26 protein-coding genes are annotated in these 22,034 nt (G+C 68.3%); 18 read left to right on the plus strand and 8 right to left on the minus strand.

All coding sequences use genetic code 11. The annotated features are described in order from the left end of the window. Positions 1-2: 2 nt before the first annotated feature. Together ACWEWT_RS14495 and ACWEWT_RS14500 are read right to left on the minus strand one after the other, a co-directional pair. Positions 3-344 carry a DUF1844 domain-containing protein gene (locus ACWEWT_RS14495; protein ID WP_452559083.1) on the minus strand — a complete coding sequence of 114 codons (342 nt, stop codon included), beginning with the start codon at positions 342-344 and terminating at the stop codon, positions 3-5. A 30-nt stretch (positions 345-374) separates the two neighbouring features. Beyond that, complete coding sequence (locus ACWEWT_RS14500; RefSeq protein ID WP_452559085.1) at positions 375-902, minus strand: DinB family protein; 528 nt, start codon at positions 900-902, stop codon at positions 375-377. Between the two features lie 333 nt (positions 903-1,235). Between ACWEWT_RS14500 and infC the strand changes: the two genes are divergently transcribed. The 11 genes from infC to ACWEWT_RS14555 all read left to right on the plus strand — a co-directional run bounded on the left by infC (position 1,236) and on the right by ACWEWT_RS14555 (position 7,594). Then, positions 1,236-1,880 carry a translation initiation factor IF-3 gene (infC, locus tag ACWEWT_RS14505; RefSeq protein ID WP_452559179.1) on the plus strand — a complete coding sequence of 215 codons (645 nt, stop codon included), beginning with the start codon at positions 1,236-1,238 and terminating at the stop codon, positions 1,878-1,880. A 144-nt stretch (positions 1,881-2,024) separates the two neighbouring features. Then, positions 2,025-2,219 carry a 50S ribosomal protein L35 gene (rpmI, locus tag ACWEWT_RS14510; RefSeq protein ID WP_452559087.1) on the plus strand — a complete coding sequence of 65 codons (195 nt, stop codon included), beginning with the start codon at positions 2,025-2,027 and terminating at the stop codon, positions 2,217-2,219. 113 nt (positions 2,220-2,332) lie between these two features. Next, positions 2,333-2,713: a 50S ribosomal protein L20 gene (gene rplT / locus ACWEWT_RS14515; protein WP_452559088.1), complete on the plus strand. Its 381-nt coding sequence runs from the start codon at positions 2,333-2,335 to the stop codon at positions 2,711-2,713. A gap of 120 nt (positions 2,714-2,833) precedes the next feature. Beyond that, the gene (locus ACWEWT_RS14520; RefSeq protein ID WP_452559090.1) at positions 2,834-3,082 is read left to right on the plus strand and encodes a hypothetical protein; all 249 of its coding nucleotides are present in this window, start codon (positions 2,834-2,836) and stop codon (positions 3,080-3,082) included. Beyond that, positions 3,079-3,393: a zinc-binding dehydrogenase gene (locus ACWEWT_RS14525; RefSeq protein ID WP_452559091.1), complete on the plus strand. Its 315-nt coding sequence runs from the start codon at positions 3,079-3,081 to the stop codon at positions 3,391-3,393. Before ACWEWT_RS14520 ends, ACWEWT_RS14525 begins: the two co-directional genes overlap by 4 nt. Before the next feature lie 93 nt (positions 3,394-3,486). Further along, entirely contained in the window at positions 3,487-3,831 is a 345-nt protein-coding gene (locus ACWEWT_RS14530) for an ArsR/SmtB family transcription factor (protein WP_452559092.1), read from the plus strand. Further along, positions 3,818-4,294 carry an SRPBCC domain-containing protein gene (locus tag ACWEWT_RS14535; RefSeq protein WP_452559181.1) on the plus strand — a complete coding sequence of 159 codons (477 nt, stop codon included), beginning with the start codon at positions 3,818-3,820 and terminating at the stop codon, positions 4,292-4,294. Before ACWEWT_RS14530 ends, ACWEWT_RS14535 begins: the two co-directional genes overlap by 14 nt. Then, positions 4,291-4,917: a dihydrofolate reductase family protein gene (locus ACWEWT_RS14540; protein ID WP_452559094.1), complete on the plus strand. Its 627-nt coding sequence runs from the start codon at positions 4,291-4,293 to the stop codon at positions 4,915-4,917. The genes ACWEWT_RS14535 and ACWEWT_RS14540 overlap by 4 nt, the downstream gene beginning before the upstream one ends. Positions 4,918-5,023: 106 nt before the next feature. Continuing rightward, entirely contained in the window at positions 5,024-5,221 is a 198-nt protein-coding gene (locus ACWEWT_RS14545; protein ID WP_452559095.1) for a hypothetical protein, read from the plus strand. A gap of 335 nt (positions 5,222-5,556) precedes the next feature. Beyond that, complete coding sequence (locus ACWEWT_RS14550) at positions 5,557-6,603, plus strand: hypothetical protein (protein ID WP_452559097.1); 1,047 nt, start codon at positions 5,557-5,559, stop codon at positions 6,601-6,603. A 193-nt stretch (positions 6,604-6,796) separates the two neighbouring features. Beyond that, on the plus strand, positions 6,797-7,594 hold the full coding sequence (locus ACWEWT_RS14555) for a TrmH family RNA methyltransferase (RefSeq protein ID WP_452559098.1): 798 nt from the start codon (positions 6,797-6,799) through the stop codon (positions 7,592-7,594). A gap of 171 nt (positions 7,595-7,765) precedes the next feature. Here ACWEWT_RS14555 and ACWEWT_RS14560 read toward each other — a convergent pair whose 3' ends face one another. Then, positions 7,766-8,332 carry a TetR/AcrR family transcriptional regulator gene (locus ACWEWT_RS14560; RefSeq protein ID WP_452559099.1) on the minus strand — a complete coding sequence of 189 codons (567 nt, stop codon included), beginning with the start codon at positions 8,330-8,332 and terminating at the stop codon, positions 7,766-7,768. A 96-nt stretch (positions 8,333-8,428) separates the two neighbouring features. Between ACWEWT_RS14560 and ACWEWT_RS14565 the strand changes: the two genes are divergently transcribed. Next, the gene (locus ACWEWT_RS14565) at positions 8,429-9,877 is read left to right on the plus strand and encodes an MFS transporter (RefSeq protein ID WP_452559101.1); all 1,449 of its coding nucleotides are present in this window, start codon (positions 8,429-8,431) and stop codon (positions 9,875-9,877) included. A gap of 76 nt (positions 9,878-9,953) precedes the next feature. On the opposite strand, the gene ACWEWT_RS14570 is transcribed toward ACWEWT_RS14565, so the two are convergent. Beyond that, complete coding sequence (locus ACWEWT_RS14570) at positions 9,954-11,240, minus strand: glycosyltransferase 87 family protein (RefSeq protein ID WP_452559103.1); 1,287 nt, start codon at positions 11,238-11,240, stop codon at positions 9,954-9,956. Between the two features lie 168 nt (positions 11,241-11,408). On the opposite strand from ACWEWT_RS14570, the gene pheS reads away from it, so the two are divergent. From pheS to ACWEWT_RS14590, 4 genes are all read left to right on the plus strand, one after another. Beyond that, complete coding sequence (pheS, locus tag ACWEWT_RS14575; protein ID WP_452559104.1) at positions 11,409-12,482, plus strand: phenylalanine--tRNA ligase subunit alpha; 1,074 nt, start codon at positions 11,409-11,411, stop codon at positions 12,480-12,482. Between the two features lie 30 nt (positions 12,483-12,512). Next, positions 12,513-15,014: a phenylalanine--tRNA ligase subunit beta gene (gene pheT, locus ACWEWT_RS14580; protein ID WP_452559106.1), complete on the plus strand. Its 2,502-nt coding sequence runs from the start codon at positions 12,513-12,515 to the stop codon at positions 15,012-15,014. A 70-nt stretch (positions 15,015-15,084) separates the two neighbouring features. Next, positions 15,085-15,597, plus strand: a complete 513-nt coding sequence (locus ACWEWT_RS14585) for a hypothetical protein (RefSeq protein WP_452559107.1) — start codon at positions 15,085-15,087, stop codon at positions 15,595-15,597. Between the two features lie 108 nt (positions 15,598-15,705). Beyond that, positions 15,706-16,743: a hypothetical protein gene (locus ACWEWT_RS14590; protein WP_452559108.1), complete on the plus strand. Its 1,038-nt coding sequence runs from the start codon at positions 15,706-15,708 to the stop codon at positions 16,741-16,743. A gap of 34 nt (positions 16,744-16,777) precedes the next feature. Here ACWEWT_RS14590 and ACWEWT_RS14595 read toward each other — a convergent pair whose 3' ends face one another. The 4 genes from ACWEWT_RS14595 to mscL form a co-directional block, all read right to left on the minus strand. After that, a complete protein-coding gene (locus ACWEWT_RS14595; protein ID WP_452559183.1) occupies positions 16,778-17,473 on the minus strand; it encodes an ABC transporter permease in 696 nt (231 codons plus the stop codon). Between the two features lie 110 nt (positions 17,474-17,583). Continuing rightward, positions 17,584-18,558 carry an aliphatic sulfonate ABC transporter substrate-binding protein gene (locus ACWEWT_RS14600; RefSeq protein WP_452559110.1) on the minus strand — a complete coding sequence of 325 codons (975 nt, stop codon included), beginning with the start codon at positions 18,556-18,558 and terminating at the stop codon, positions 17,584-17,586. Continuing rightward, on the minus strand, positions 18,555-19,367 hold the full coding sequence (locus tag ACWEWT_RS14605; protein WP_452559111.1) for an ABC transporter ATP-binding protein: 813 nt from the start codon (positions 19,365-19,367) through the stop codon (positions 18,555-18,557). Before ACWEWT_RS14605 ends, ACWEWT_RS14600 begins: the two co-directional genes overlap by 4 nt. Before the next feature lie 82 nt (positions 19,368-19,449). Continuing rightward, positions 19,450-19,893: a large conductance mechanosensitive channel protein MscL gene (gene mscL / locus ACWEWT_RS14610; RefSeq protein ID WP_452559112.1), complete on the minus strand. Its 444-nt coding sequence runs from the start codon at positions 19,891-19,893 to the stop codon at positions 19,450-19,452. A gap of 260 nt (positions 19,894-20,153) precedes the next feature. Between mscL and ACWEWT_RS14615 the strand changes: the two genes are divergently transcribed. Together ACWEWT_RS14615 and ACWEWT_RS14620 are read left to right on the plus strand one after the other, a co-directional pair. After that, positions 20,154-20,510 (plus strand): hypothetical protein, encoded by a 357-nt coding sequence (locus ACWEWT_RS14615; RefSeq protein ID WP_452559113.1) that lies wholly within the window; start codon positions 20,154-20,156, stop codon positions 20,508-20,510. A 234-nt stretch (positions 20,511-20,744) separates the two neighbouring features. After that, entirely contained in the window at positions 20,745-21,920 is a 1,176-nt protein-coding gene (locus tag ACWEWT_RS14620; protein ID WP_452559114.1) for a Cmx/CmrA family chloramphenicol efflux MFS transporter, read from the plus strand. Positions 21,921-22,034 lie beyond the last annotated feature (114 nt).

Below are 22,034 nucleotides of genomic sequence, written 5' to 3' on the forward strand. Positions count from 1 at the left end.
GATCAGTGGACGGGTCCGGTGTACTTCTCGCCCGGGCCGGTACCGGGGGCGTCGGGAACGGCGGAACTCTCGCGGAATGCCTTCTGCAGCGACTGGAGGCCTTCCCGCAGCGGCCCGGCGTGCGGGCCGAGGTATTCCACCGACGCGGTGATCAGCCCGGCCAGCGCGGTGATGACGCGGCGTGCTTCGTCCATATCCCGGCGCGGGCTGTTGTCCGGGTCGTCGTCGCCGAGCCCGAGCTTCTCCGCGGCCGAGCTCATCAGCATCACGGCCGCGCGGCTGATCACCTCCACGGCGGGGATATCGGCCAGTTCGCGCACATCGCCTTCGGGCTGTTCGGTCATGCGTCCCAGGCTAGAGAACCCGTGGTGGGGTCAGCGCGCCGGTCCGGCTGCGCGCAGCATCCGCAACTGGCCGATCTCGGTCACGTTCTTCGTCAATTCCATATTCACCCACGCGGCCAGGTGGGCGACGGTCAACCCGGCTTCGACGGGCCACGGGTAGGAGGCGACGGTGTCCAGTTCGGGATCCGCGACGCGATCGAGAACTCCGAGCCATTGCTCGCGCAGCGTGTTCAGCCAGTCGAGGGCCGCAGCGGTATCGCCCGGCCAGTACACCTCGGTGCGGTCGGGTACGTCGCGGCCCTCGGCGTGCGCGATCGCCGAACTCCACCACCAGCCGATATGCCAGGTGAGCCAGCCGATTGTCGGTACCGGCACCGGTTCGGGTTCGACCTCCGCGAAATCCGGGCGCCACCGCCCATCGGTACCGCGATGCACCGTCCAGGTCGCCGTGGCGGGCGTCCAGTGCGTATCGTCGTCGGTCAGGGCTTCGAAATGCAGCTGGGCAAGTGACCAGGTCAGGTCGAAATGCCAGCGCAGCAAATCACGTCGGCTGCTCACGGCCGTCGAGCCTGGCACGATGCCCCGAATGAGAGCAACCGGTTTTGCCGGGGGTGTTCCCGGGGCGATTCGGAGATCCGAACCGCAGCTGTTAAACTTCTCGGCGACGACCGCCCCGGGCCTGTCCGGGGCAACCAAGTGGAGCCCGACTCCCACCGTTGCCGGCGAGTGATCGCCTGGTCAAACGGTCCGGTCGCCCGCCCGTACGGGCGGGTTTCGCGATACCGTTCCGGCGGATCGTGGTGCACGGGTAAGACCTGCACGGACCGGTCGACATCGGGCCTCGTGGCGGCGAAATACCGCGACGGGGCTTTTGTGTTGAACAAGGGGTTCATTTCGAGCGGTCGTCGAACGAGACCGCTAGACCTAGGAGGCCCCATCAGCACTGAGACCCGCATCAACGATCGCATCCGTGTTCCCGAGGTCCGGCTCATCGGACCCGGCGGTGAACAGGTTGGGATCGTGCGTGTTGAAGATGCACTACGCGTCGCCCTGGAAGCAGATCTCGACCTCGTAGAGGTCGCGCCGGATGCACGTCCGCCGGTCTGCAAGATCATGGATTACGGCAAGTTCAAGTACGAGACCGCGCAGAAGGCGCGCGAGTCCCGGAAGAACCAGGTCCAGACCGTGATCAAGGAACAGAAGCTGCGGCCCAAGATCGACGATCACGACTACGAGACCAAGAAGCGCAATGTGGTGCGGTTCCTGGAGGCGGGGTCGAAGGTCAAGGTCACCATCATGTTCCGGGGGCGCGAGCAGTCCCGGCCCGAGCTCGGTTTCCGGCTGTTGCAACGGCTGGCCTCCGACGTGGCGGAATTGGGTTTCGTCGAGACCTCGGCCAAGCAGGACGGCCGCAACATGACGATGGTCCTCGCCCCGCACAAGGGCGCGAAGACGCGGGCCAAGGCCGCCGAGGATTCGGTCCGGTCGCAGCCCGGTAGCGCGGCGCCGAATGCCGGTCGGCCGGTCGCGCAATAAACAACGGCTTCTGCCGTGCACACTGCGGCGCTCCGCCGCACAGATCGCGGCGAACGCCGCAGCGGTATTGCGTCGAGCCCGCAATAACGCTGATCAGTACACCTGGTCCGCCCCTGCGCGGGCACGACACAGATTGAGGTTGCCATGCCGAAGATGAAGAGCCACAGCGGCGCTTCGAAGCGTTTCAAGGTGACCGGTAAGGGCAAGCTGCGCCGTCAGCAGGCCAACCGCCGGCACCTGCTCGAGCACAAGTCCTCCCGCCGGACTCGTCGTCTGGAAGGCACGGAGTCGGTCTCCGCACCCGACGTCCGCCGTGTGAAGAAGCTGCTGGGTATCTGATCCCCTTTCCGGGACCGATACCGTCCGGTACCGCATCTGCGACCGGACGCCGAAGAACCGACCCACTCGGGTGCGCTCGACCGGGCACCCCCAAGATCGATTAGGACTGACCAGTGGCACGCGTCAAGAGGGCCGTCAACGCTCAGAAGAAGCGCCGTTCCATCCTCGAGGCCTCGAAGGGCTACCGCGGACAGCGCTCGCGCCTGTACCGCAAGGCCAAGGAACAGCAGCTGCACTCGCTCACCTACGCCTACCGGGACCGCCGGGCGCGTAAGGGTGACTTCCGTAAGCTGTGGATCGCCCGGATCAACGCCGCGGCCCGCGCCAACGACATCACCTACAACCGCTTCGTGCAGGGCCTGAAGGCCGCCGGTGTGGAGGTGGACCGTAAGAACCTCGCCGAGCTGGCCGTCTCCGACCCGCAGGCGTTCGCCGGCCTGGTCACGGTCGCCAAGGCCGCGCTGCCCGAGGATGTCAACGCTCCGGCCGCCTGAGTCGTTATCCGGATCCGGACGCTCGTCCGGCAGGATATTCGGAAGGCCCCCTCCCGACGGGAGGGGGCCTTCCTGCTGTTCGGGAGTCTTCGGGACCGCTGCCGCGACGATGTGCGGGTCGTGTCGGCCGGGGCCCGTATCGGGATTCGCGGCCCGTCGCCGCCCCTGGGCGAGTGCCGGGATTCCTGCGACAATGCCTGTGCCTGGTTACCCACGTTGTACGACGATGAGCACGTCGAGGTGGCGCTGGAGGTCGAGGTGGTCCTGGAGAACGGGGCCGACCATATGATCAACACCCGCGGTAGGTCGGCCGACGGGGTACGTGCGGTGCTGGAGGGCCTGACCGGCCGGCCGGAGTCGACGCGGTGATCGAATGCGCGGGCTCGGCGGAGTCGATCCGGCCGGCCTTCGATCTGCTCGCCACCCAGGGCGCGGTGGCCTCGGTGGGTCTCATCGGCAATCGCATCGATATTCCGCTGCTTCCCTTCGTCGCCCGGGAGTTCAGCTGTTTCGGGTCGTTCTGGGGTAACTACAACGACCTCACCGAGGTACTCGACCTCGCGGAACGCGGCCGGATCCGGCATACCGTGTACACCGTCCGGTTCGAGGAGGTGAACGAGACGATCCACGCACTGGGCCGCGGCGATGTCATCGGCCGGGCCGTACTGGTCTACGACTGAATCCCTGGTCACGCGGTGAATGCCCGGGGTGGCTCCGGCCGGGTATGCCGACGGGCTTGCGGTGGCGGGGTTGCTCGGTTAATACTTAGCCACATGGCTAAGTATTCGGAGTCGCTGGACACCGTGTTCGCCGCGCTGTCGGATCCCTCCCGGCGGACGGTGGTCCAGCGGCTCGGGGCCGGTCCGGCCAGCGTCGGTGAACTGGCGCAGGACCTGCCGATCACGTTGCCGTCGTTCATGAAACATATTCGCGTGCTGGAGGACAGCGGACTGATCCGGACGGCCAAGACCGGACGGGTACGGCACTGCGAGCTCGATCGCGAACGGTTCGCCCTCATCGACGGCTGGCTGGCCGAACAGCGCCGTCTCTGGGAAGACCGCACCGATCGACTCGAACACTTCCTTCTCGAAACCCAGGAGCCCACTGATGAACCCTGACCTCGACCTCACCGTGCACCGCGTGATCCGGGCGCCGCGGACGAAGGTGTGGAACGCCTGGACCGATCCCGGCAGCCTGGCCCGCTGGTGGCTGCCGGCCCCGGCCCGCTGCCGGGTCGAACGACTGGAGGTCCGTCCGGCCGGCGCCCTCGTGACCACGATGAGCGACGGCGACGGCGAATTCGTTCCGCACCTCGACGCGTGTTTCCTGGTGACCGAGGAGCCCGAACGCCTGGTCTTCACCACCGCACTGGACAGCGGTCTGCGCCCGGCAACCGGGGAGATCGTGATGACCGCGGAGATCACCCTGCGTGATCACCCGGACGGTACGGACTACCACGTACTGGTCCGGCACGCCGATCCGGCCGCACGGGCCCGGCACGAAGAGCTCGGGTTCGAATACGGGTGGGGCACGGTCACCGACCAGCTCGCCGCGCTCGTCGAGAGCGGGGCCCGGGTATGAAACTGGTGCTCACCGAATTCAGCACGCTCGACGGGGTGAGTCAGGGGCCGGGTTCCCCGGCGGAGGACACCAGCGATGGTTTCGATCGCGGCGGCTGGCTGGTGCCGTATCTGGACGAGACCTTCATCCGGCGCACCTCCGAATGGCTCGACGCCGCCGACGGCCTGCTGTTCGGCCGCCGGACCTACGAGGCGTTCGCGCGTGACTGGCCCGCGATCACCGATCCCGGTGACCCGTTCGCCGAGCGGATGAACACGCTGCCCAAGTATGTGGTCTCGAGCGTCCTGACCGAGGGGGAATGGAATCCGACGACGGTGCTGCCGGGAGATCCGGTGGCCGCGGTCGCCGGCCTGTTGCGGCGCCCGGGCCGGGAATTGCAGATCCACGGTAGTTCCCGGCTGGGCGACGCACTGCTCGCCGCCGGACTCGTCGATACTGTCCGGCTGGCCGTTGCGCCCACTGTGCTGAGGACGGGGCGACGGCTGCTCGCCGGGACCGGACCGGCCACCGGGCTCCGGTTGACCCGCCACGAGGCCACCGACCACGGCCTGCTCCTGCTCGAATACGACGTGATCGGTGCCGCGCCACTCGCCGAATTCGACGGTGTGACCCAGTTCCTGTGAACCGGTTCGGTCGGAGCGGGTTCCCGGTGGCGTACCGTCGAAGGACTGCGCCGCCGTCGCGGGATTGCTACAGTGGCGGCTCATCCGTGGACGCCGAGGAGGACGCATGCGCCGAATGTTCCTGAATATCAGTGCCGCGCTCGCGGTTTCCCTGGCGATCGGTCTGCAGCCGGCGACGGCGGCCGCCGCGGGGATACCGGTGGTACCCGCCACGCCGTCCGGACCGGTCGAGGCCACGACAGCGCCGTTCGATCCGATCTGCCCGCTGTGCTTCGTGCGCGAATTCCTGGAGAGTCTCTCCTAGATCGAATCGCCGGCTGCCCACCGTTCGGCGCGGTGCGCAGTTGCCTGCTCTCACCGACCGGGTGTGATCCATGTGGAGGAGGCGGGCTGTGCCCCGGGAGCCGTTGTACCGGTATCGACTACGGATGTGCTGGGCCGATCGAGGTGATCGAATGGTACCGACAATGTATTGCCGGACCCGGGAGCAACTGTGGCAAAGACCGATCGAGTGGTGACGGTGTCGGCCCGGTGGCCCGAGGTGGGTGTTCGGCCGACCCCAGTGCCGGGGCGTACGCCTATCCGTGAGAGCAGTGCGCAACCCGGACGCTGCGAAACGATCGGTGATGATCCGAACTGATGTCCGGGGGTTACGAACGTCTGATCACGCTGGACGAAGCGGACGTACTCGGGCGGCATCGGGTGCGGGTCGATATCGCGTGGCTCTTCCGAGAGGCGAACGAACGGGTGGCCACTACACTCGACGGCGCGAGCCGAGTGCTCGAACGTCACTATCGAGCCCATGGTTCCACCACCGGGGAAGGTAGCGATGGGCTTGTCGATGCCCAGGTCGAAGGCGTGGCGGGACTTCGGGTGATCGACGGAGACGCGCCTGGGCGAGGACCGTCGGCGGGCTATCGGCCGAGTCCGGCCGAACTGCGGGTGCAGGGCCTCCGGCTCGACGGGGAGGTGCGGAATTGGCTTCCGGATGGAGAAAGTCCGACCAACCAGGTCCATCTCATGCGAGTCGTCGGCGACGATGAGCTCTACATCTACAAGCCCATATCAGGAGAGAAGCTGGGCCGGCGCTGGGGAATCCCGCCCGTGCCCGGCGAGGCTGCCAAGAGAGAGGTGGCGGCTTTTCGTCTGAACGAGTTGCTCGGATTCCGTTTGGTGCCACCGGCGGCTCTGGTCGACGGACCGCACGGGCCGGGATCGCTGCAACGGTTCGTGCCGGATACCTCCGATCCCCTGATGCCGACGGCCTATCCCGAGTTGCAGCAACATCAGATGGCCGTGCTCGACTTCGTGCTGGGAAACTCCGATCGCGGTTACACCAATTTCCGGACCACTTCGGAGGGCGATCTCGTTGCGTTCGACCACGAGATGACGCTGCCCGATTCGCCCGCACCGTTGTTCGGGGATCTGCAGGCAAGCCACTATTCGCATTTTCTCCGTAGCCCCGACACCGAGCCGATGCCACTGCACGAAGATGTGATGCGTGCCGTCAGTTCGGTCGACCCGGAACAGATCCGGGCGGCGTTCACAGACCTCGGAATCAGCGATGACGCGATACAGGGGGCGTTGACCAGGCTGGAGCTCGTACGGTCGGACGGTATGGTCCCCAGCGCGCCGTATATCTTCCGGTCGCCGAGAATTGTCGGAATAACCCCGGCCGTGGGATGAAAGCCGAAGGTGACCGGTCGCCGGAGGGTGGGCCGTATCGGTGGCCGACGCAGCGGTACGCAGCTCGCCGGCTCGGACGACCGAGGCGGATCGGTGATCGGGTCGCGTTTCTGCCGGGGTAGTGGCTTCGTGCGGGACGCTTCGCGGGACCCTCTACGATCGCTTGGTGCCCGGCCGACAACAACCTGCAGACGTGCGGAATTCCCATGTGATCGCCGCTGTCAAACTCCATCGTGGTGCTGCGCGGAAGCGGGCCGGGCTGTTCCTGGCCGAGGGCGCCAACTCCGTCGGTGCCGCGCTCGGATCCGGCCGGGTTCGCGAACTCTTCTATTCCGCCGACGGTGCGACGCGGGAGCACGCGTTGATCGCCGGTGCCGAAGCCGGTGGGGTGCGCACGACGCTGGTCACCGACCGGGCCGCGCAGGCGCTGGGCGAGACGGTTACCCCGCCCGGGCTGGTGGCGGTCTGTGAGCTCGTCGACGTACCGCTGGACGAGGTGGTGCCGGCGGCCGGAACCGGCGTCCCGCGCATGCTGGCTGTGCCGGTCGGTATCGCCGACCCCGGTAATGCGGGCACGCTGATCCGGGTGGTCGACGCGGTGGGTGCGGACGCGGTGGTGCTGGCGGGGGACAGTGTGGACCCGCACAACGGAAAATGCGTGCGATCCTGCGCGGGCAGCCTCTTCCACGTACCGATCGTCCGGGAACGCGATACCGCCGCCGTGCTGGACTGTATCGAATCCGCGGGGATCACCACCGTGGCGACCGCGGCCGACGGTGAGATCGATCTCGACGCCGCCGACGACCTGTTCGCGCGACCGGTCGCCTGGTTGTTCGGTAACGAGGCACACGGTCTGGATACAGAGGTGGCCCGGCGGGCGCACCATCGCGTCCGTATTCCGATCCGGGGTCGCGCCGAAAGTCTCAATCTGGCGACCGCCGCCGCGATCTGTCTCTATGCCAACTCGCGTATCCGATTCGGCCGTCACTGATCTCGCCGCCACTACCGGATCGGCCCCCGTGCTCACAGCGCCAGGGGCTCGCGCGGTGGATCGGTCAACGGGTTTCCGAGTACGGAGGGTTCACGTCGACCGGTCGCCGGATCGGATGGGCCTCGGGCCGCTGGCGTGCTCTCCTGTGCCCGGTGGCCCGCCGTGTCGTGATCAGTTGCCGTATTCGGCCAGGTTGTCGAGAAGTTCGGTGGCCCAGTCGGCGGGAATCGAATCGGGTCCGGCGACCTGTAGGGCCGCCATCACCGTGAGCAGCATCCCGGCGGAGAGGAACCGCCGCCGCTCGGTGATCGAGGCGCCGGTCAGTTCGCCGATCAGGTGATAGATCCGGCCGTAGCGTTCACGGACGACCGGGCCGATCTCGGGATCGGCGGCGGCGGCGAACGCGTGCAGGAGGACCTGGAGGAGTTCGCGTTCGGCCAGGAACCTGTCGTAGGCGTGCGACATGGCATCAATAGGCCCGGCCGGCCCGGCCGCCGCGGCGGCTTCGGTGAACACCGCCTCGATACGATCGCAGACCTGCGCGACCGCCGCCAGGAACAGCCGCTGTTTGGAGCCGAAGAGGCGGATGACGTAGGGCTGGGAGACCCCTGCCCGGCGGGCGATCTCGTCGGTGCGGGTAGCCGCGTAGCCGGTTTCCGCGAAAGCGGCGACCGCTGCGGTCAGTACCTGCGCTCCGCGTTCGCCGGCGGTCATCCTGGTCCTGGTCGATTCCGGCATGGCCCTCCTGTCGTCTGTCCGCTGTTGACATGTTATCAGTCGATGCATACCGTTGGATCCAGTGTAGTTATCAGTCGATTACAACAAGGACTGGATATGACCGAGATGCTGAGCCCACCGGCCACGACCGCGCCGCACCCGGCCACGCCGGTGCCCGATACGGAGCCCCGGCGACCGCTGGCCGCCGTTCTCGCCGCGGTCGGGATTCCGATGTTCATGGTCACCCTGGACAACCTGGTGGTCACCAACGCGCTCCCGGTGATCCGCACCGAGTTGAACGCCTCGCTCGGCGATCTCCAGTGGTTCGTCAACGCCTACACACTGTCGTTCGCAGCGCTTCTGCTCACCGCGTCGGCCCTCGGCGACCGGGTGGGCCGGCGCCGGGTGTTCCTGGCGGGTATCGCCGTCTTCACCCTCGCCTCGGCGGCCTGCGCGCTCGCCACCGATCCGGGCACGCTGGTCGCGGCCCGGGTGGTGCAGGGGTTCGGTGGCGCCGCGGTCATGCCGCTGTCGCTGACCCTGCTCTCGGACGCGGTACCCGAACGCCTGCGCAGCGCGGCCATCGGGATCTGGGGCGGGATCGCCGGGCTGGGGGTCGCGGTGGGGCCGTTGCTCGGTGGGGCCGTGGTCGACGGGCTGAGCTGGCAGTGGATCTTCTGGGTCAATGTACCGATCGGGGTGCTGGTCCTGCCGCTGGTGTTCTGGTCGCTGCGTGACACTCACGGGGGTGGGGGCCGCCTGGATCCGATCGGGCTGGTGCTGGCCTCGGCCGGAGTGCTGGCGGTCGTCTGGGGCATTGTCCACGGGGCCGACGACGGCTGGGGTTCCCGCGGTGTCCGCACGGCGCTGATCGGCGGTGCGGTCCTGCTGGGCGCGCTCATCGCGTGGGAGCACCGGGCGGCCGCCCCCATGCTCGCGCCGCGACTGTTCCGGGTCCGGGCATTCAGCGTGGCCAATGTGGTGGCCTTCGCCTTCTCCGTCGGTGTGTTCGGATCGATCTTCCTGCTCGCCCAGTTCTTCCAGGTGGTGCAGGGACATACGCCGCTCGAATCCGGTATCCGGACCATGCCCTGGACCATGGCGCCGATGGTGGTGGCCCCGCTGGCCGGTCTGGTGATCGACCGGGTCGGTGCGCGGATACTGCTCGTTACCGGGCAGGCGCTGCTGGCGGTGGCACTGGCCTGGATGGCCGCGATCATCGCGGTGGACCTCGGCTACGGCACCTTCGTGGCGCCGCTGCTGCTGGCCGGAGTCGGGATGGGGTTGACCTTCGCGCCCCTGGCGACCGTGGTGATGGGTGCGGTGCCGGAGGCGGATCGTTCGGTGGCCTCCGGCACCAACAACACGGTCCGGGAGGTCGGCGTGGCCATGGGTATCGCGGTTCTGGCCTCGGTGTTCGCCTCGTACGGCGCGTACACCGACCCACAGAGCTACGTGGACGGACTGGTGCCGGCGGTCTGGGTCGGCGCGGGGGTCGTCGCCGCCGGGGCGCTGGCGGCCGCGCTGCTACCGGGGCGGTCCACCGTGCGGGAAGTGGTGCATTGATGGTCGCGGGTCCGCCGTAGCGGGTCGCCCGACCTCGCACGGGACCGATCGGCGGTGCGTACCGGCGCGCCGCCGATCAGCGTTCGCGGACCGAAACCAGCGATTCGCCGGCACCCGCGGGCGCGGGCCGCGGCAGGGTCCGCTGCCGCCGGCTCGCGGTCGCGTAGAGCACCACCAGCAGCACGCTGAACCAGACGTAGCCGTTGCCGATCACTTTCTGCCAGGTCGACCAGTCGAGTTCCCGGCCGTCGTTGCCGGGCAGATCGTTGTGTTTCGCCAGGACGAAGACCACGGCGGTGGCCACCGCCGCCGCGTACCAGCCGCGCACCTCGGACCAGGGCCGGGTGGTGGCGTAACCGATCATCGCCAGCAGTGCCGGTGCCACCCATACCCAATGGTGCGACCAGGAGATGGGGGAGACGAGCAGCGCGACCACCGCGTTTACCGCCAGCGCGATCATCGGCGGCGTGCCGGTACGCCGGATGGCGGCCACTGCCACCGCGACGAGTGCGATCGCGGCGAGCAGCCAGAGCGCGGTGGCCAAGGTGCCGGTGATCTCGAAACGGGCCAGCACCGCCTGGATCGACTGGTTGGTCTGGAACTCCGATCCGCTCAGACCGCCGACATTGCCGAACCCGCCGAACCAGTACCGCACCGACTCGTCGGGCATCACCGCGAAACCGATCGCCGTGGCGACGGCGCCGCTGATCGCGGCCGTCGCGGCGGCCTTGTAGTCCTTGCGGATCAGGAAGAACAGAACGAAAGCCGCCGGGGTCAGCTTGATCGCCGCGGCGATGCCGAGCAGCATCCCGCGCGGCCAGCGCGGGCTGCGGGTCAGGCAGTCGGCGGCGACGAGGCCCATCAGGATCAGATTGACCTGGCCGAAATCGAGGGTCGACCAGACCGGTTCCAGCAGCAGCGACAGCGGGGTCGCGCTCGCGGTCACCACCACCGCGAGTTTGCGCTGATCCTGCTGCGGCCAGATCTGGCGGGCCACCAGGAACAGGGTGACCGCCAGCGCGCCGATCGAGACCACCAGATAGGTGATCACCGAGGCCGCCCACGGCAGCAGTGCGTAGATACCGAGGGCCAGCGCCGCGAACGGCGGGTAGATGAACGGCAGGCTGATATCGGCACCCGTCTCGGGCAGATGGCCGTAGAGGTCGCCACCCGAGCGCCACTCCTCGACCCCGAGGCGGTAGACCTCGAGGTCGATGTATTCGCCGCTGATGCTGCGGAACGGATCGATCGGGTGCGAGATACACACCCACGTCACGAGCACCGCCAGAAGCGGCAGCAGCCAGACCGCCTGCTGGCGGGCACGTCCGGCGAGCGTCTCGGTGCGGGTCAAGGCGTTCGTCATCGGAGGGGACTTTACCGGTTGCGGGTGTCCGCGCACCGGGCAGTGATCGGCGGGGGATATCGGCGTGAGCCGGGTGGGGGCCATCGAATACGATTCCACCAGCAGCAATACGGGCGCCGGAGCCGACCGCGCCCGCTCACCGATGCCCAGGGGAGAGACGAGTAGACCGTGGCCGACGACACCGACGCAGGCGCAGCGACCGGCGGGCAGGAATCCGCCCTCACCGAAGAAGCCCTGGCCGCCGCGGCCGCGGCGGCCGAGAAGGCCTTTGCGGCCGCCGCCGATCTGGACGCGCTCGCCGCCGCGAAAACCGAGTACATGGGTGGCCGGTCGCCGATCGCGCTGGCGCAGCGATCGCTGGGGTCGTTGCCCAAATCGGAGAAGGCGGACGCCGGTAAGCGGGTGAACAAGGCCCGGTCGCGGGTCTCGGAGGCCTTCGAGGAACGCCAGCGGGTACTGCTCGCCGAACGCGATGCCGCGGTGCTGGTCGCCGAGGCGATCGATGTCACACTTCCGGCGAACCGGGGTCCGGTGGGTGCCCGGCATCCGATCACCGTCATCTCCGAGCAGGTCGCCGATGTGTTCGTCGGGATGGGCTGGGAGATCGCCGAGGGCCCGGAGGTGGAAACCGAGCATTTCAACTTCGACGCGCTCAACTTCCTGCCCGACCACCCCGCCCGCACCATGCAGGACACCTTCCATATCGCACCGGCCGGTTCGCGCCAGGTGCTGCGCACCCACACCTCGCCGGTGCAGGTGCGGTCCATGCTGGAACGGGAGTTGCCGATCTATGTGGTGTGCCCGGGTCGAACCTTCCGCACCGACGAACTGGACGCCACCCACACTCCGGTGTTCTCCCAGGTCGAGGGGCTGGCCATCGATAAGGGCCTGACCATGGCCCATCTGCGCGGCACCCTGGACGCGTTCGCGCGGGCATTGTTCGGCCCCGACACCACCACCCGGATCCGGCCCAACTACTTCCCGTTCACCGAACCCTCGGCCGAGGTCGACGTGTGGTTCCCGGACAAGAAGGGCGGCGCCGGCTGGGTCGAATGGGGCGGCTGCGGCATGGTCAACCCGAAGGTGCTGATCGCCAGCGGTATCGATCCCGATGTGTACAGCGGTTTCGCCTTCGGGATGGGGTTGGAGCGGACACTCCAGTTCCGCAACGGCATTCCCGATATGCGCGACATCGTCGAGGGCGATGTGCGGTTCACCCTGCCCTTCGGCATCCGGTCCTGATCTTTTCCGAGCGAGAGAGCGAACGTCACAGTGCGAGTAGCGCAGTCCTGGCTGACCGAAACGATCCGCCGCACCGTTCCCGGCTGGGAGGTGACGCCGGAGGAACTCGACGCCGGATTCGTCCGGGTCGGACTGGAAGTCGAGGAGATCGACACCCTCGAACGAGTGGGCGGCGAGATCGAGCATCCGCTGGTGGTCGGCCGGGTGGCCGAGATCACCGAACTCACCGAGTTCAAGAAGCCGATCCGGTTCTGCAAGGTCGATATAGGTACCGGCGAACCCCAGGAGATCGTCTGCGGCGCGTCCAATTTCGCCGTCGGTGATCTGGTGGTGGTGGTGCTGCCGGGCGGTGTGCTGCCGGGCGGTTTCGCCATCTCCTCGCGCAAGACCTACGGGCATATCTCCAACGGCATGATCTGCTCGGTCGCCGAACTCGGTATCGGCAAGGACCATTCGGGCATCCTCGTGCTGGAACCCGGTACGGCCGAACCCGGTACCGACGCCAACGAACTGCTCGGCCTCGGCGATACCGTCGTCGAACTGAACATCACTCCCGATCGCGGCTACTGCTTCTCCGTCCGTGGTCTGGCCCGTGAACTGGCCTGCGGTTTCGACCTCGAATACGCCGACCCGGCCGTCCGCACGCTGGGTGACGGCGACGAGGCGTGGCCGGTCCGCGTGGAACCGGAAACGCAGTGCACCCGTTTCGGGGTCCGCCGAGTGACAGGTATCGACCCGCACGCGGTGAGCCCGTGGTGGTTGCAGCGCCGGCTGCTGCTGTCCGGAGTACGGCCGATCTCCCCGGCCGTCGATGTCACCAATTACGTGATGCTGGAACTCGGACAGCCGCTGCACGCCTTCGATGCCGCGAAACTCAGCGGTGGGCTGGTGGTGCGCCGGGCCGCCGCCGGCGAAACGCTGCGCACGCTCGACGAGGTCGAACGCGAACTCGACGCCGAGGATGTGGTCATCGCCGACGACACGGGTGTTGTCTCCCTGGCCGGTGTGATGGGTGGTGCGTCCACCGAGGTGGGCGCGGAATCCACCGATATCGTGCTGGAAGCCGCGACCTGGGATCCACTGTTCATCTATCGCACCGCGCGCCGCCACAAACTGGTGTCCGAAGCGAGCAAACGCTACGAGCGAGTGGTCGATCCGGAACTCAACCTGGCCGCGCTGGACCGGGCCGCGAGCCTGCTCGCCGAAATCGCCGGGGGCACGGTGGAGCCCACCCTCACCGATATCCGGCTGCCGTTGTCCGCACCGGCGGCCATCCGCATGGATATCGATCTGCCAGATCGCGTCGCGGGGGTGCAGTACGCCCCGGGTACTTCCGCGCGCCGCCTGACCCAGATCGGCTGCCATGTCGAGGTCGCGGTCGACGAGACCAGCGGGCACGGCCAGTTGGTGGTCACCCCGGCGAGCTGGCGGCCCGATCTCACCCAGCCCGCCGATCTGGTGGAAGAAGTCCTGCGGCTCGAGGGCTTGGAGCAGATCCCGCTGGTACTACCGCAGGCACCGGCCGGACGCGGTCTCAGCCCGGTGCAGCGCCGCCGCCGCGCGGTGAGCCGGGCGCTGGCCTTCGCCGGTTGCGTCGAGGTGCCGCCGCCGGTATTCCTGCCCGCGGATGTCTTCGACACCTGGGGCCTGGACGAGGACGACCCCCGGCGGACGACCACCCGGGTACTGAACCCGCTGGATGTCGAGCGGGCCGAACTCGCCACCACCTTGCTGCCGGGGCTGCTCGAGATCGCGGTCCGCAATATCTCCCGCGGCGCGCGTGATCTGTCGCTCTACGGGATCGCCCAGGTGGTGTTGCCGGGGCCGGATACCAAACCCGTGGCACCGCTGCCGGTGGATCGCCGCCCGACCGATTCCGAGATCGGCGAACTGCTGGCCTCGCTGCCCGAGCAGCCGCAGCATGTCGCGGTGGTGCTCACCGGTCGCCGGGAGCCCCGTGGTCCGTGGGGGCCGGGCCGTGCGGCAGAGGCCGCCGACGCCTTCGCGCTCGCGGATGTGATCGCCGAGGCCGCCGGGGTCGTGCTCGACCGCCGACCGGGCAAGCAGCTGCCGTGGCATCCCGGGCGGTGCGCCGAGCTGACGGTGGACGGCACCGTGGTCGGCTACGCCGGTGAACTGCATCCGGGTGTGCTGGAACGGTCCGGGCTGCCGCCGCGCACCTGCGCGCTGGAACTCGATCTGGACGCACTACCGCTGCGCGAGTCCCGGCCGGCGCCGGCCATCTCGCCGTTCCCGGCCGTACTGCAGGATGTATCGGTCAGCGTCTCGGCCGATGTTCCCGCGGCGGCCGTCGAGTCGGCGTTGCTGAGCGGCGGCGGTGAACTGCTCGAGGATATCTCGCTGTTCGATGTGTACGCGGGTGCGCAGGCCGGGGCGGGACGTAAATCGCTCACCTACGCCCTGCGTTTCCGGGCCGCCGATCGCACCCTGACCGAGGACGAGGCCAGCGCCGCCCGCGACGCCGCCGTAGCCGCCGCTTCGGACGCGGTGGGCGCGGCGATCCGGGCCTAGGCAGAGCTGTTCGCGGTCAACGTTGTCCGGTCCGTCCGAACGGACGGACCGGACGTCGTAGGGTGGTCGCATGAGTGAACCGAGCGCAGGCGATCCGGGCGCGCTCGCCGCGCGGTTGGCGGCCCTGCCCGACGAGCAGTTGCTGGCCGTCCTGGTGGTGGCCGCCGCGGGCCGCGACAAGCTGGCCCCCCTGTACGAGGCCGCTACGAGACTGCTGTCGGAAACCGGGCAGAGCGGGCCGGAAAAAGGTGTGATTCCCGGCACCCCCGGTTCGACCGGCTATGGATCCACATCCGATATCACGGCATCATCGCAGGTGGACGCCGGTATCGGCGCGGCAGCCGGGCAGGGCGCGGCAGCCTCCGGTCCGGTCGGTGGCTACACCCGCTCCGGTGTGCCGACGTTCGGTTCCGTACGCGATAAGGTCGAGCGGCGTATCGGCACCGCGTTCGGCGCCCGGGCACTCGATCGGCAGAGCCCGGCCGGCCGCGGAGCCGACGAACAGTGGGAAGCGCGTGAACAGGCTGCGCGGGATCGTCTGGCGCAGATTCGCACCTCCCTGCACGAGGGCGAAGAGGCCTGATCCCGCCCGGCCCGCGCCGGAGCGACAGGGGACCGATCCGATGAGGCGATACCTCCGCCTTCGCTGCGACCTCCGCGGACCGCATGAAGCCGCTTCGAAGGAGAATTTGTGAACGAGGTCGATACTGCGCGTGTGCTTGCCGACCGGCTGCTCGACGCTCAGGTGCAGTGGCTGCTCGACGAAGTGAGCGGCGACCGGTTCGCCGAAGTCGTCGCCCGTGATGTGGCCGCTGTGCTCGAGGTCGCGGGCACGGTGGACGCGGGCGAGGTGGTCGAGGTGGAGCGGCTCGAACAGACCGTGGCCACCCTCGTCGACAAGGTCGGCGGCAGCGCCGTACTGGCCGATACCGTCGGCCTGTTCGCCGACGCGATCTACGACAGTATCGCCGCCAACGAGGATCACACCCTCGGTGAACTGGTGGAACGGGAACCGGTCGAAGCGCTCCTGCAGAAGATCGTGGATATGCACCGGACCCAGGAACGGGTCCTGGAACGCCTGACCGACAGCCCGCTGGTCGCTACCGTCGCCTCGAAATTCGTCGACAAACTGGTCGGGGATTTCGTGGAGGTCAACCGGCAGCGCGCGGAGAAGATCCCCGGTATGGGCACGCTCATGTCGATCGGGCAGTCCGCGGCCGACCGCGCCCGTAAGGCCGCCGAATCCAATACGATCCTCGGCGATATCGCCGGCAAGAGCGCCATGTACGCGCTCAAACGCACCAACAGCGCGATCCGCGAAATGCTGCGCGACGCTCCGGTACACGACGCGACCATGGAGTTCTGGGATCTGCACGCCGACGAACCGATCAGCGGCCTGCGGGAGTACCTCACCAAACAGGATCTCAACGATCTCGTCCGGCTCTGCTACCGGATCGCGGTGACGACGCGGGAGAAGGAGTATTTCGGACTGCTGGTGGCCGAATGCGTCCAGGTCTTCCATGAGAAATACCGTGACCACACGCTTGCCGCGATGCTCGGCGAACTGGGGCTCACCGGCGAGGATATCGTCGCGGAGATCCTGCGCTACGGGCCCGCTGTGGTGGAGGCCGCCGCACGGGACGGGGTGCTCGCCGGGCTGATCCGGGAACGATTGGAACCGTTCTACTACTCGGATGAGGTGCTGAAGATCCTGACGCCGGCCGGTTGAGCGGGGGAGGGCCCTTCCGCATCCGGGCCCCGGGTCACCGCCGGGCCACGACCGCCCGTTCCACCGCTCCGAAGGTGATATCGCTGAGCTTGCCGAGCCCGGCCAGCGCGATGATGGCCAGCAGCATGACGTCGGTACGGCCGGTGTTCTGGCTGTCGATCAGCAGGAAGCCCAGCCCCTTCGACGAGGCGATGAGTTCGGCCGCGACGAGGAACAGCCAGCCGTTGACCAGTCCGAGCCGCAACCCGTTGAGGATGGACGGCGCCGCGGCGGGCAGCATGATCCGGGTGAGCAGGGTCGCGCCGCGCAGACCGTAGGCACGGCCGACCTCGATCAGATGCGGATCCACCTGCGACAGCGCCGAGGCGGTGGTGGTGTAGATCGGGAAGAACGCGCCGATGGCGACCAGCATGATCTTGGGTTGTTCGCCGATCCCCAGCCACAACAGCAGCAGCGGAACCCAGGCGAGTGACGGTACGGTGCGCAGGATCTCGACCGTGGGCGCGAGCATCCGGCGCGCGAGATCGGACAGGCCGATCAGCGCGCCCAGCGCCAGTGCGGCCGCCGCGCCGGTGAGATATCCGATGATCTCGCGCTGCACGCTGATGGCCAGGTGGTTCCACAGCGCACCGTCGCCGAGCAGATCACCGGCGGCGCTGCCGACATCGGCCGGCGGCGGCAGCTGCGAGGGCGAGTACAGCCCGGCCGCGGTCACGACCTGCCAGAGCACGAGCAGTGCGAGGGGCACGATCAGCCCGAGTCCGAACCGCGTCCACCACCGCCGGGCCGCCGGCCGCTCGTCGGCGGTATCGATATCCGGGCCGGCGAGTGGCGCCGTGCTCACCGAGTGGCCCGGTTCGCGAATTCCGGTTCGAACAGCGATTCCAGCGAGGTGGTCGCGGCCTCCGCCGACCGCACACTGCCGTCACCGACGATGATGGGTACCACCCGTTCCAGGACACCGCGCAGTTCCGGGCCCGGTACCGGGTCGTTGTCCAGCCCGGTCCGTTCCAGTTCCTCGGCCGCGACCTCGGGGGTCACCCCGGCCTCCCGGGCCAGCAACGCGGCCAGTTCCGCCGGATGGGCCAGCGCCCAGTCGCGCGCTTTCTCGTACGCGTCCACGACCGCCTGCGCGCGGTCCGGATGTTCGGCGAGGAAATCCTCCCGGGCATCGAGGGTGCCGTAGGTGGCGAAATCCGGGTTCCGGTAGAGCAGTTGCGATTTGCCTTCCTGCCGGCTCTGCGCCATATACGGGTCGAGCGCGGCCCAGGCCGCCACCGCTCCGCGTTCCAGCGCGACCTTGCCGTCGGAGTGCTGGAGATTGACGATATCGACGTCCTTGCCGGTGAGCCCGGCGGTAGCGAGCGCCTGCAGCAGGAAGAAGTAGGGGTCGGTGCCCTTGGTCGCCGCGATCTTCCGGCCGCGCAGCTTCGCCACCGAATCGATCGGCGACCCCGGTGCCACCGCCAGCGCCGTCCATTCCGGTTTCCCGTACAACGACACCACTTTGATCGGAGTGTTGTTGGCCCGCGCCAGCAACGCCGCCGAGCCCGCGGTCGACCCCATATCGATGGCCTCGGCGCGCAGGTTCTCATTGGCCTTGTTGCTACCCGCCGACAGCACCCAGGTCACGGTGTATCCGTCGTTCTCCAGCAGCTTCTGGTCCCGGACCACCAGACTGAGCGGGTTGTAGTAGGCGTAGTCCAGCCGGATATCGGCACCGCTCGCGGCACCGGACCCCTCACCCTGGACACATCCGGCGGTCAGCGCGGCCGCCGCCGAGGTCAGGATCGCCCATACGGTACGGAACTTCATCGGGCGGTCTCCTTCACGAGAACATCGGCGGCCGGAACCGCGCCGGGCTCGGGGACTCCGAGCCGGTCGAGCAGGGTGGTGCGCAGCGCGGTGAGCCGGCTGTCGGAACGTTCCCGCGGGCGAGAGCCGGGCACTTCGAAGACATCGCCGATACCGGAGCCGCGGCCGGATTCGGATTCCAGCAGCACGATGCGGTCGGCCAGCAGCAGTGCTTCGTCGATATCGTGGGTGACCAGTACTACGGTGGTCGCGATCTCGGTGTGCACATCGACCAGCAGTTTCTGCATCTTCAGCCGGTTGAGCGCGTCCAGTGCCGCGAACGGTTCGTCCAGCAGCAGCACCCCCGGTCGGCGTACCAGCGCCCGCGCCAGAGCCGCCCGCTGGGCCATCCCGCCCGAGATCCGGCGTGGCCGGTACTCCGCGAACCCGGTGAGCCCCACGATATCCAGCCAGTCCCGGACCGCCGCCGCCCCGGCCGCGCGGCCGGTTCCGGCGGGCAGTCCGAGTGCCACATTGCCGGCCACGTTCCGCCACGGCAGCAGGCGCGGCTCCTGGAAGACCACCGCGCAGCGTGGGTCGACGCCCGCGATGGGCTGCGCGTCGATGGTCACCGAACCTGCCGAGGGCCGATCGAGCCCCGCGATGAGGCGCAGCAGTGTCGATTTCCCCGATCCGGACGCGCCGACGAGGGCGACGATCTGCCCGGGCGCGATATCGAGATCGATATCGCGCAGCACGGTGGCAGATCCGAAGCTGCGTCGCACCCCGCGCAGCGTGAGAGCCGCGGGATGGCGGACGATCGAGGTCACCGGGCGAAGATATGCCCCCGGTCAGCGTCCGAACAGGTTTATCCGACGCGTGATTCGAATGAGCGGGTGCGCTCTCCCGGATTCAGGAGGAATGCACCTGCTGGGTGTCCTTGGTGAGTGCTTCGGGCCGTTCGGCCCGCTCGGCGAGTAGATCGCGGATCTCGGTCAGCAGCGCGATATCGGCCGGTGTGGACGGTTCGGCCTCGACATTGTTCTTGGCGTAGAAACGTTTCTGCATGGTCTTCATCGGCAGGATGAGGGCGAAGTACAGCACCGCGGCGACCATGATGAAATCGATGGCGGCGCTGATGATCGGGCCGAGCGCGATGAAGGTCGCGGGTTTGCCCGCCAGCAGAGTGATACCGAAGCCGAACTGGCTGCTGCCGCCGAGCACAGCCAGCAACGGCTCCACCACACCCTTGGTCACCGAACTCACCACCGCGGTGAACGCTGTGCCCATCACGACCGCGACGGCCAGATCGATGACGTTCCCGCGCATGAGAAAGTCTTTGAAACCTTTGAGCATCAACCCACTCCGTATCGAACGCTGCTTCTCCCGCCGGTTCCGGTCTCGGCCGATGAGCGGTATCGCTGCGATCGAGGTCCCGGCGCTATACCGCAGGTGATAGTGGCAGCCGGGCATGTCCCGCGCAAACCGGCAGCGATCCCGGCCTCCGCCGGCCCGCCCCGAGATCCCGGGTGACGGAGTTCGCCGCGGTCGGCGGCTGCCCTGGACGCACGTTAGGGTCGGGTTTCGGACAGGCGGATATCGAGCAGGAGGAACCTGTGACATCGACGACACTGCTGGGCCGGGCGGTCCGGGGTTTCAACACCGGCGTAGTGGCCCTGCTCGACATCCCGGTACTGGGGTCGCTGCTGGGCAAGGGGTTCGTGCAGATCGAGTACGTCGGCCGCCGGTCGGGACAGACCTTCCGCACCCCGGTCAACTACCTGAAGAAGGACGACGGCCTGCTGATCGGTGTCGCCATGCCGGACAAGAAGAGCTGGTGGCGGAACTTCCTGGGCGAGGGCGCCCCGATCCTGCTGCACTTCCGCGACGGCGACCGGCGCGGCCACGCGACGGCGCGACGCGACGAGAAGGGCCGGGTCACCGTCCGGGTCCGGCTCGACGATCCGAGCTGAGTACTTCCGGAGTTCGGCACGGGGCCGGAAATCGTGGTGCGGAGACCCGCCCGAATCACTACGCTCTGTCCCATGTCGAGCCCCGAGGCATCCAGAGCAGGGCTGCCGGTCATCCCCGTCAGCCCCTGAACTCTCGCTGTGCAGCCACCGTGCCGTATCCCGGTGATTCGCTGATTCCCGGGCGCTGACCGGGGTGACGAGACGTTTCCTGTCTCTTCCACCTCGGAGTACTTCATGCCCTTCGCTCTCTATCTGCTCGCCCTGGCGGTCTTCGCCATGGGTACCTCGGAATTCATGCTGGCCGGGCTGGTCCCGGATATCGCGGCCGATCTCGGCGTGGGTCTCGGCGCCACCGGCCTGCTGACCTCGGCGTTCGCGGTCGGCATGGTCGTGGGTGCACCGCTGATGGCGGGTCTCGCCCGGAACTGGCCGGTCCGGTCGAGCCTGCTGGGATTCCTGCTGTTGTTCCTGGTCGCGCATATCGCCGGAGCCGTGACCGGAAGCTTCCCCGTGCTGGTGGCGACCCGGGTACTGGCCGCTGTCGCCAACGCCGGGTTCCTCGCGGTCGCGCTGACCGCGGCCGCCGCTCTGGTTCCGGCCGGGCGCCAGGGCCGGGCCCTGGCGGTCCTGCTGGCCGGTACCGCCGCGGCCACCGTCGCGGGGGTACCCGGCGGCGCGTTGCTCGGCGCGGTACTCGGCTGGCGCGCGACGTTCTGGGCGATCGCGGTGATCTGCCTACCGGTGGCGGCCGGGGTCCTCGCCGGAATCCCCGGGCGAGCGACCGATACCGGCGCGCGCCCGCGGCTGCGCCGTGAACTCGCCCAGTTGCGACGCCCCCGTCTGCTCGTGGTCATGCTGCTGGGAGCTCTGGTGAATGCCGCCACCTTCGGCAGTTTCACCTTCCTCGCGCCGCTGGTGACCGGTCCGGCCGGGCTCGCCCCGCTCTGGGTGCCGGTGGCGCTCGTGCTCTTCGGGGTGGGTTCCTTCGCCGGTGTGACGGTTGCCGGGCGGCTGTCCGATCGTCGTGCCGGGACGGTCATCGCGGTAGCGGGACCGCTGCTGTGTGGCGGGTGGTTCCTGCTCGCGCTGACGGCCGGCTGTCCCCTCGCCCTGCTCCTCTCGGTCGGGGTCCAGGGAGCGTTGTCGTTCGCGGTCGGGAGCACCGTCATCACACGGGTGCTCTACGAGGCCGCGGCGGCGCCGACCATGGCGGGTTCCTACGCGACCGCGGCGCTGAACGTCGGCGCGGCAGCCGGACCGATGCTGGCGGCCCTCGCTCTGGATACCGGAGCGGGTGAGCTGGGCCCGGTCTGGACGAGCGGAGCCCTGGTCGCGCTGGCGCTGCTGCTCGCGGCGAAGTTCCGCGGCGTACTCACCGCCGACCCGGACCCGGTGCCGGTCGGCCGGTAGTTCGCGTGTCCGGCGGAGCCGGGAAAGGGAGATCCGCTGCCGCGATACCTTTTCCGGCACGACCGGCCGGGATTACCGAACGGTTAACAGCGGGTGGTGTAAACGGAACGTAAC

The organism is Nocardia sp. NPDC003963 (genome assembly GCF_053605105.1).

What these genes read in the sequence shown, in the direction of transcription:
- ACWEWT_RS14495 (WP_452559083.1), bottom strand. Translation starts at nt 344, where the DNA reads ATGACCGAACAGCCCGAAGGCGATGTGCGCGAACTGGCCGATATCCCC.
- rpmI (WP_452559087.1), top strand. Translation starts at nt 2,025, where the DNA reads ATGCCGAAGATGAAGAGCCACAGCGGCGCTTCGAAGCGTTTCAAGGTG.
- ACWEWT_RS14530 (WP_452559092.1), top strand. Translation starts at nt 3,487, where the DNA reads ATGGCTAAGTATTCGGAGTCGCTGGACACCGTGTTCGCCGCGCTGTCG.
- ACWEWT_RS14540 (WP_452559094.1), top strand. Translation starts at nt 4,291, where the DNA reads ATGAAACTGGTGCTCACCGAATTCAGCACGCTCGACGGGGTGAGTCAG.
- ACWEWT_RS14545 (WP_452559095.1), top strand. Translation starts at nt 5,024, where the DNA reads ATGCGCCGAATGTTCCTGAATATCAGTGCCGCGCTCGCGGTTTCCCTG.
- ACWEWT_RS14550 (WP_452559097.1), top strand. Translation starts at nt 5,557, where the DNA reads ATGTCCGGGGGTTACGAACGTCTGATCACGCTGGACGAAGCGGACGTA.
- ACWEWT_RS14560 (WP_452559099.1), bottom strand. Translation starts at nt 8,332, where the DNA reads ATGCCGGAATCGACCAGGACCAGGATGACCGCCGGCGAACGCGGAGCG.
- ACWEWT_RS14565 (WP_452559101.1), top strand. Translation starts at nt 8,429, where the DNA reads ATGACCGAGATGCTGAGCCCACCGGCCACGACCGCGCCGCACCCGGCC.
- ACWEWT_RS14570 (WP_452559103.1), bottom strand. Translation starts at nt 11,240, where the DNA reads ATGACGAACGCCTTGACCCGCACCGAGACGCTCGCCGGACGTGCCCGC.
- ACWEWT_RS14585 (WP_452559107.1), top strand. Translation starts at nt 15,085, where the DNA reads ATGAGTGAACCGAGCGCAGGCGATCCGGGCGCGCTCGCCGCGCGGTTG.
- ACWEWT_RS14600 (WP_452559110.1), bottom strand. Translation starts at nt 18,558, where the DNA reads ATGAAGTTCCGTACCGTATGGGCGATCCTGACCTCGGCGGCGGCCGCG.
- mscL (WP_452559112.1), bottom strand. Translation starts at nt 19,893, where the DNA reads ATGCTCAAAGGTTTCAAAGACTTTCTCATGCGCGGGAACGTCATCGAT.
- ACWEWT_RS14620 (WP_452559114.1), top strand. Translation starts at nt 20,745, where the DNA reads ATGCCCTTCGCTCTCTATCTGCTCGCCCTGGCGGTCTTCGCCATGGGT.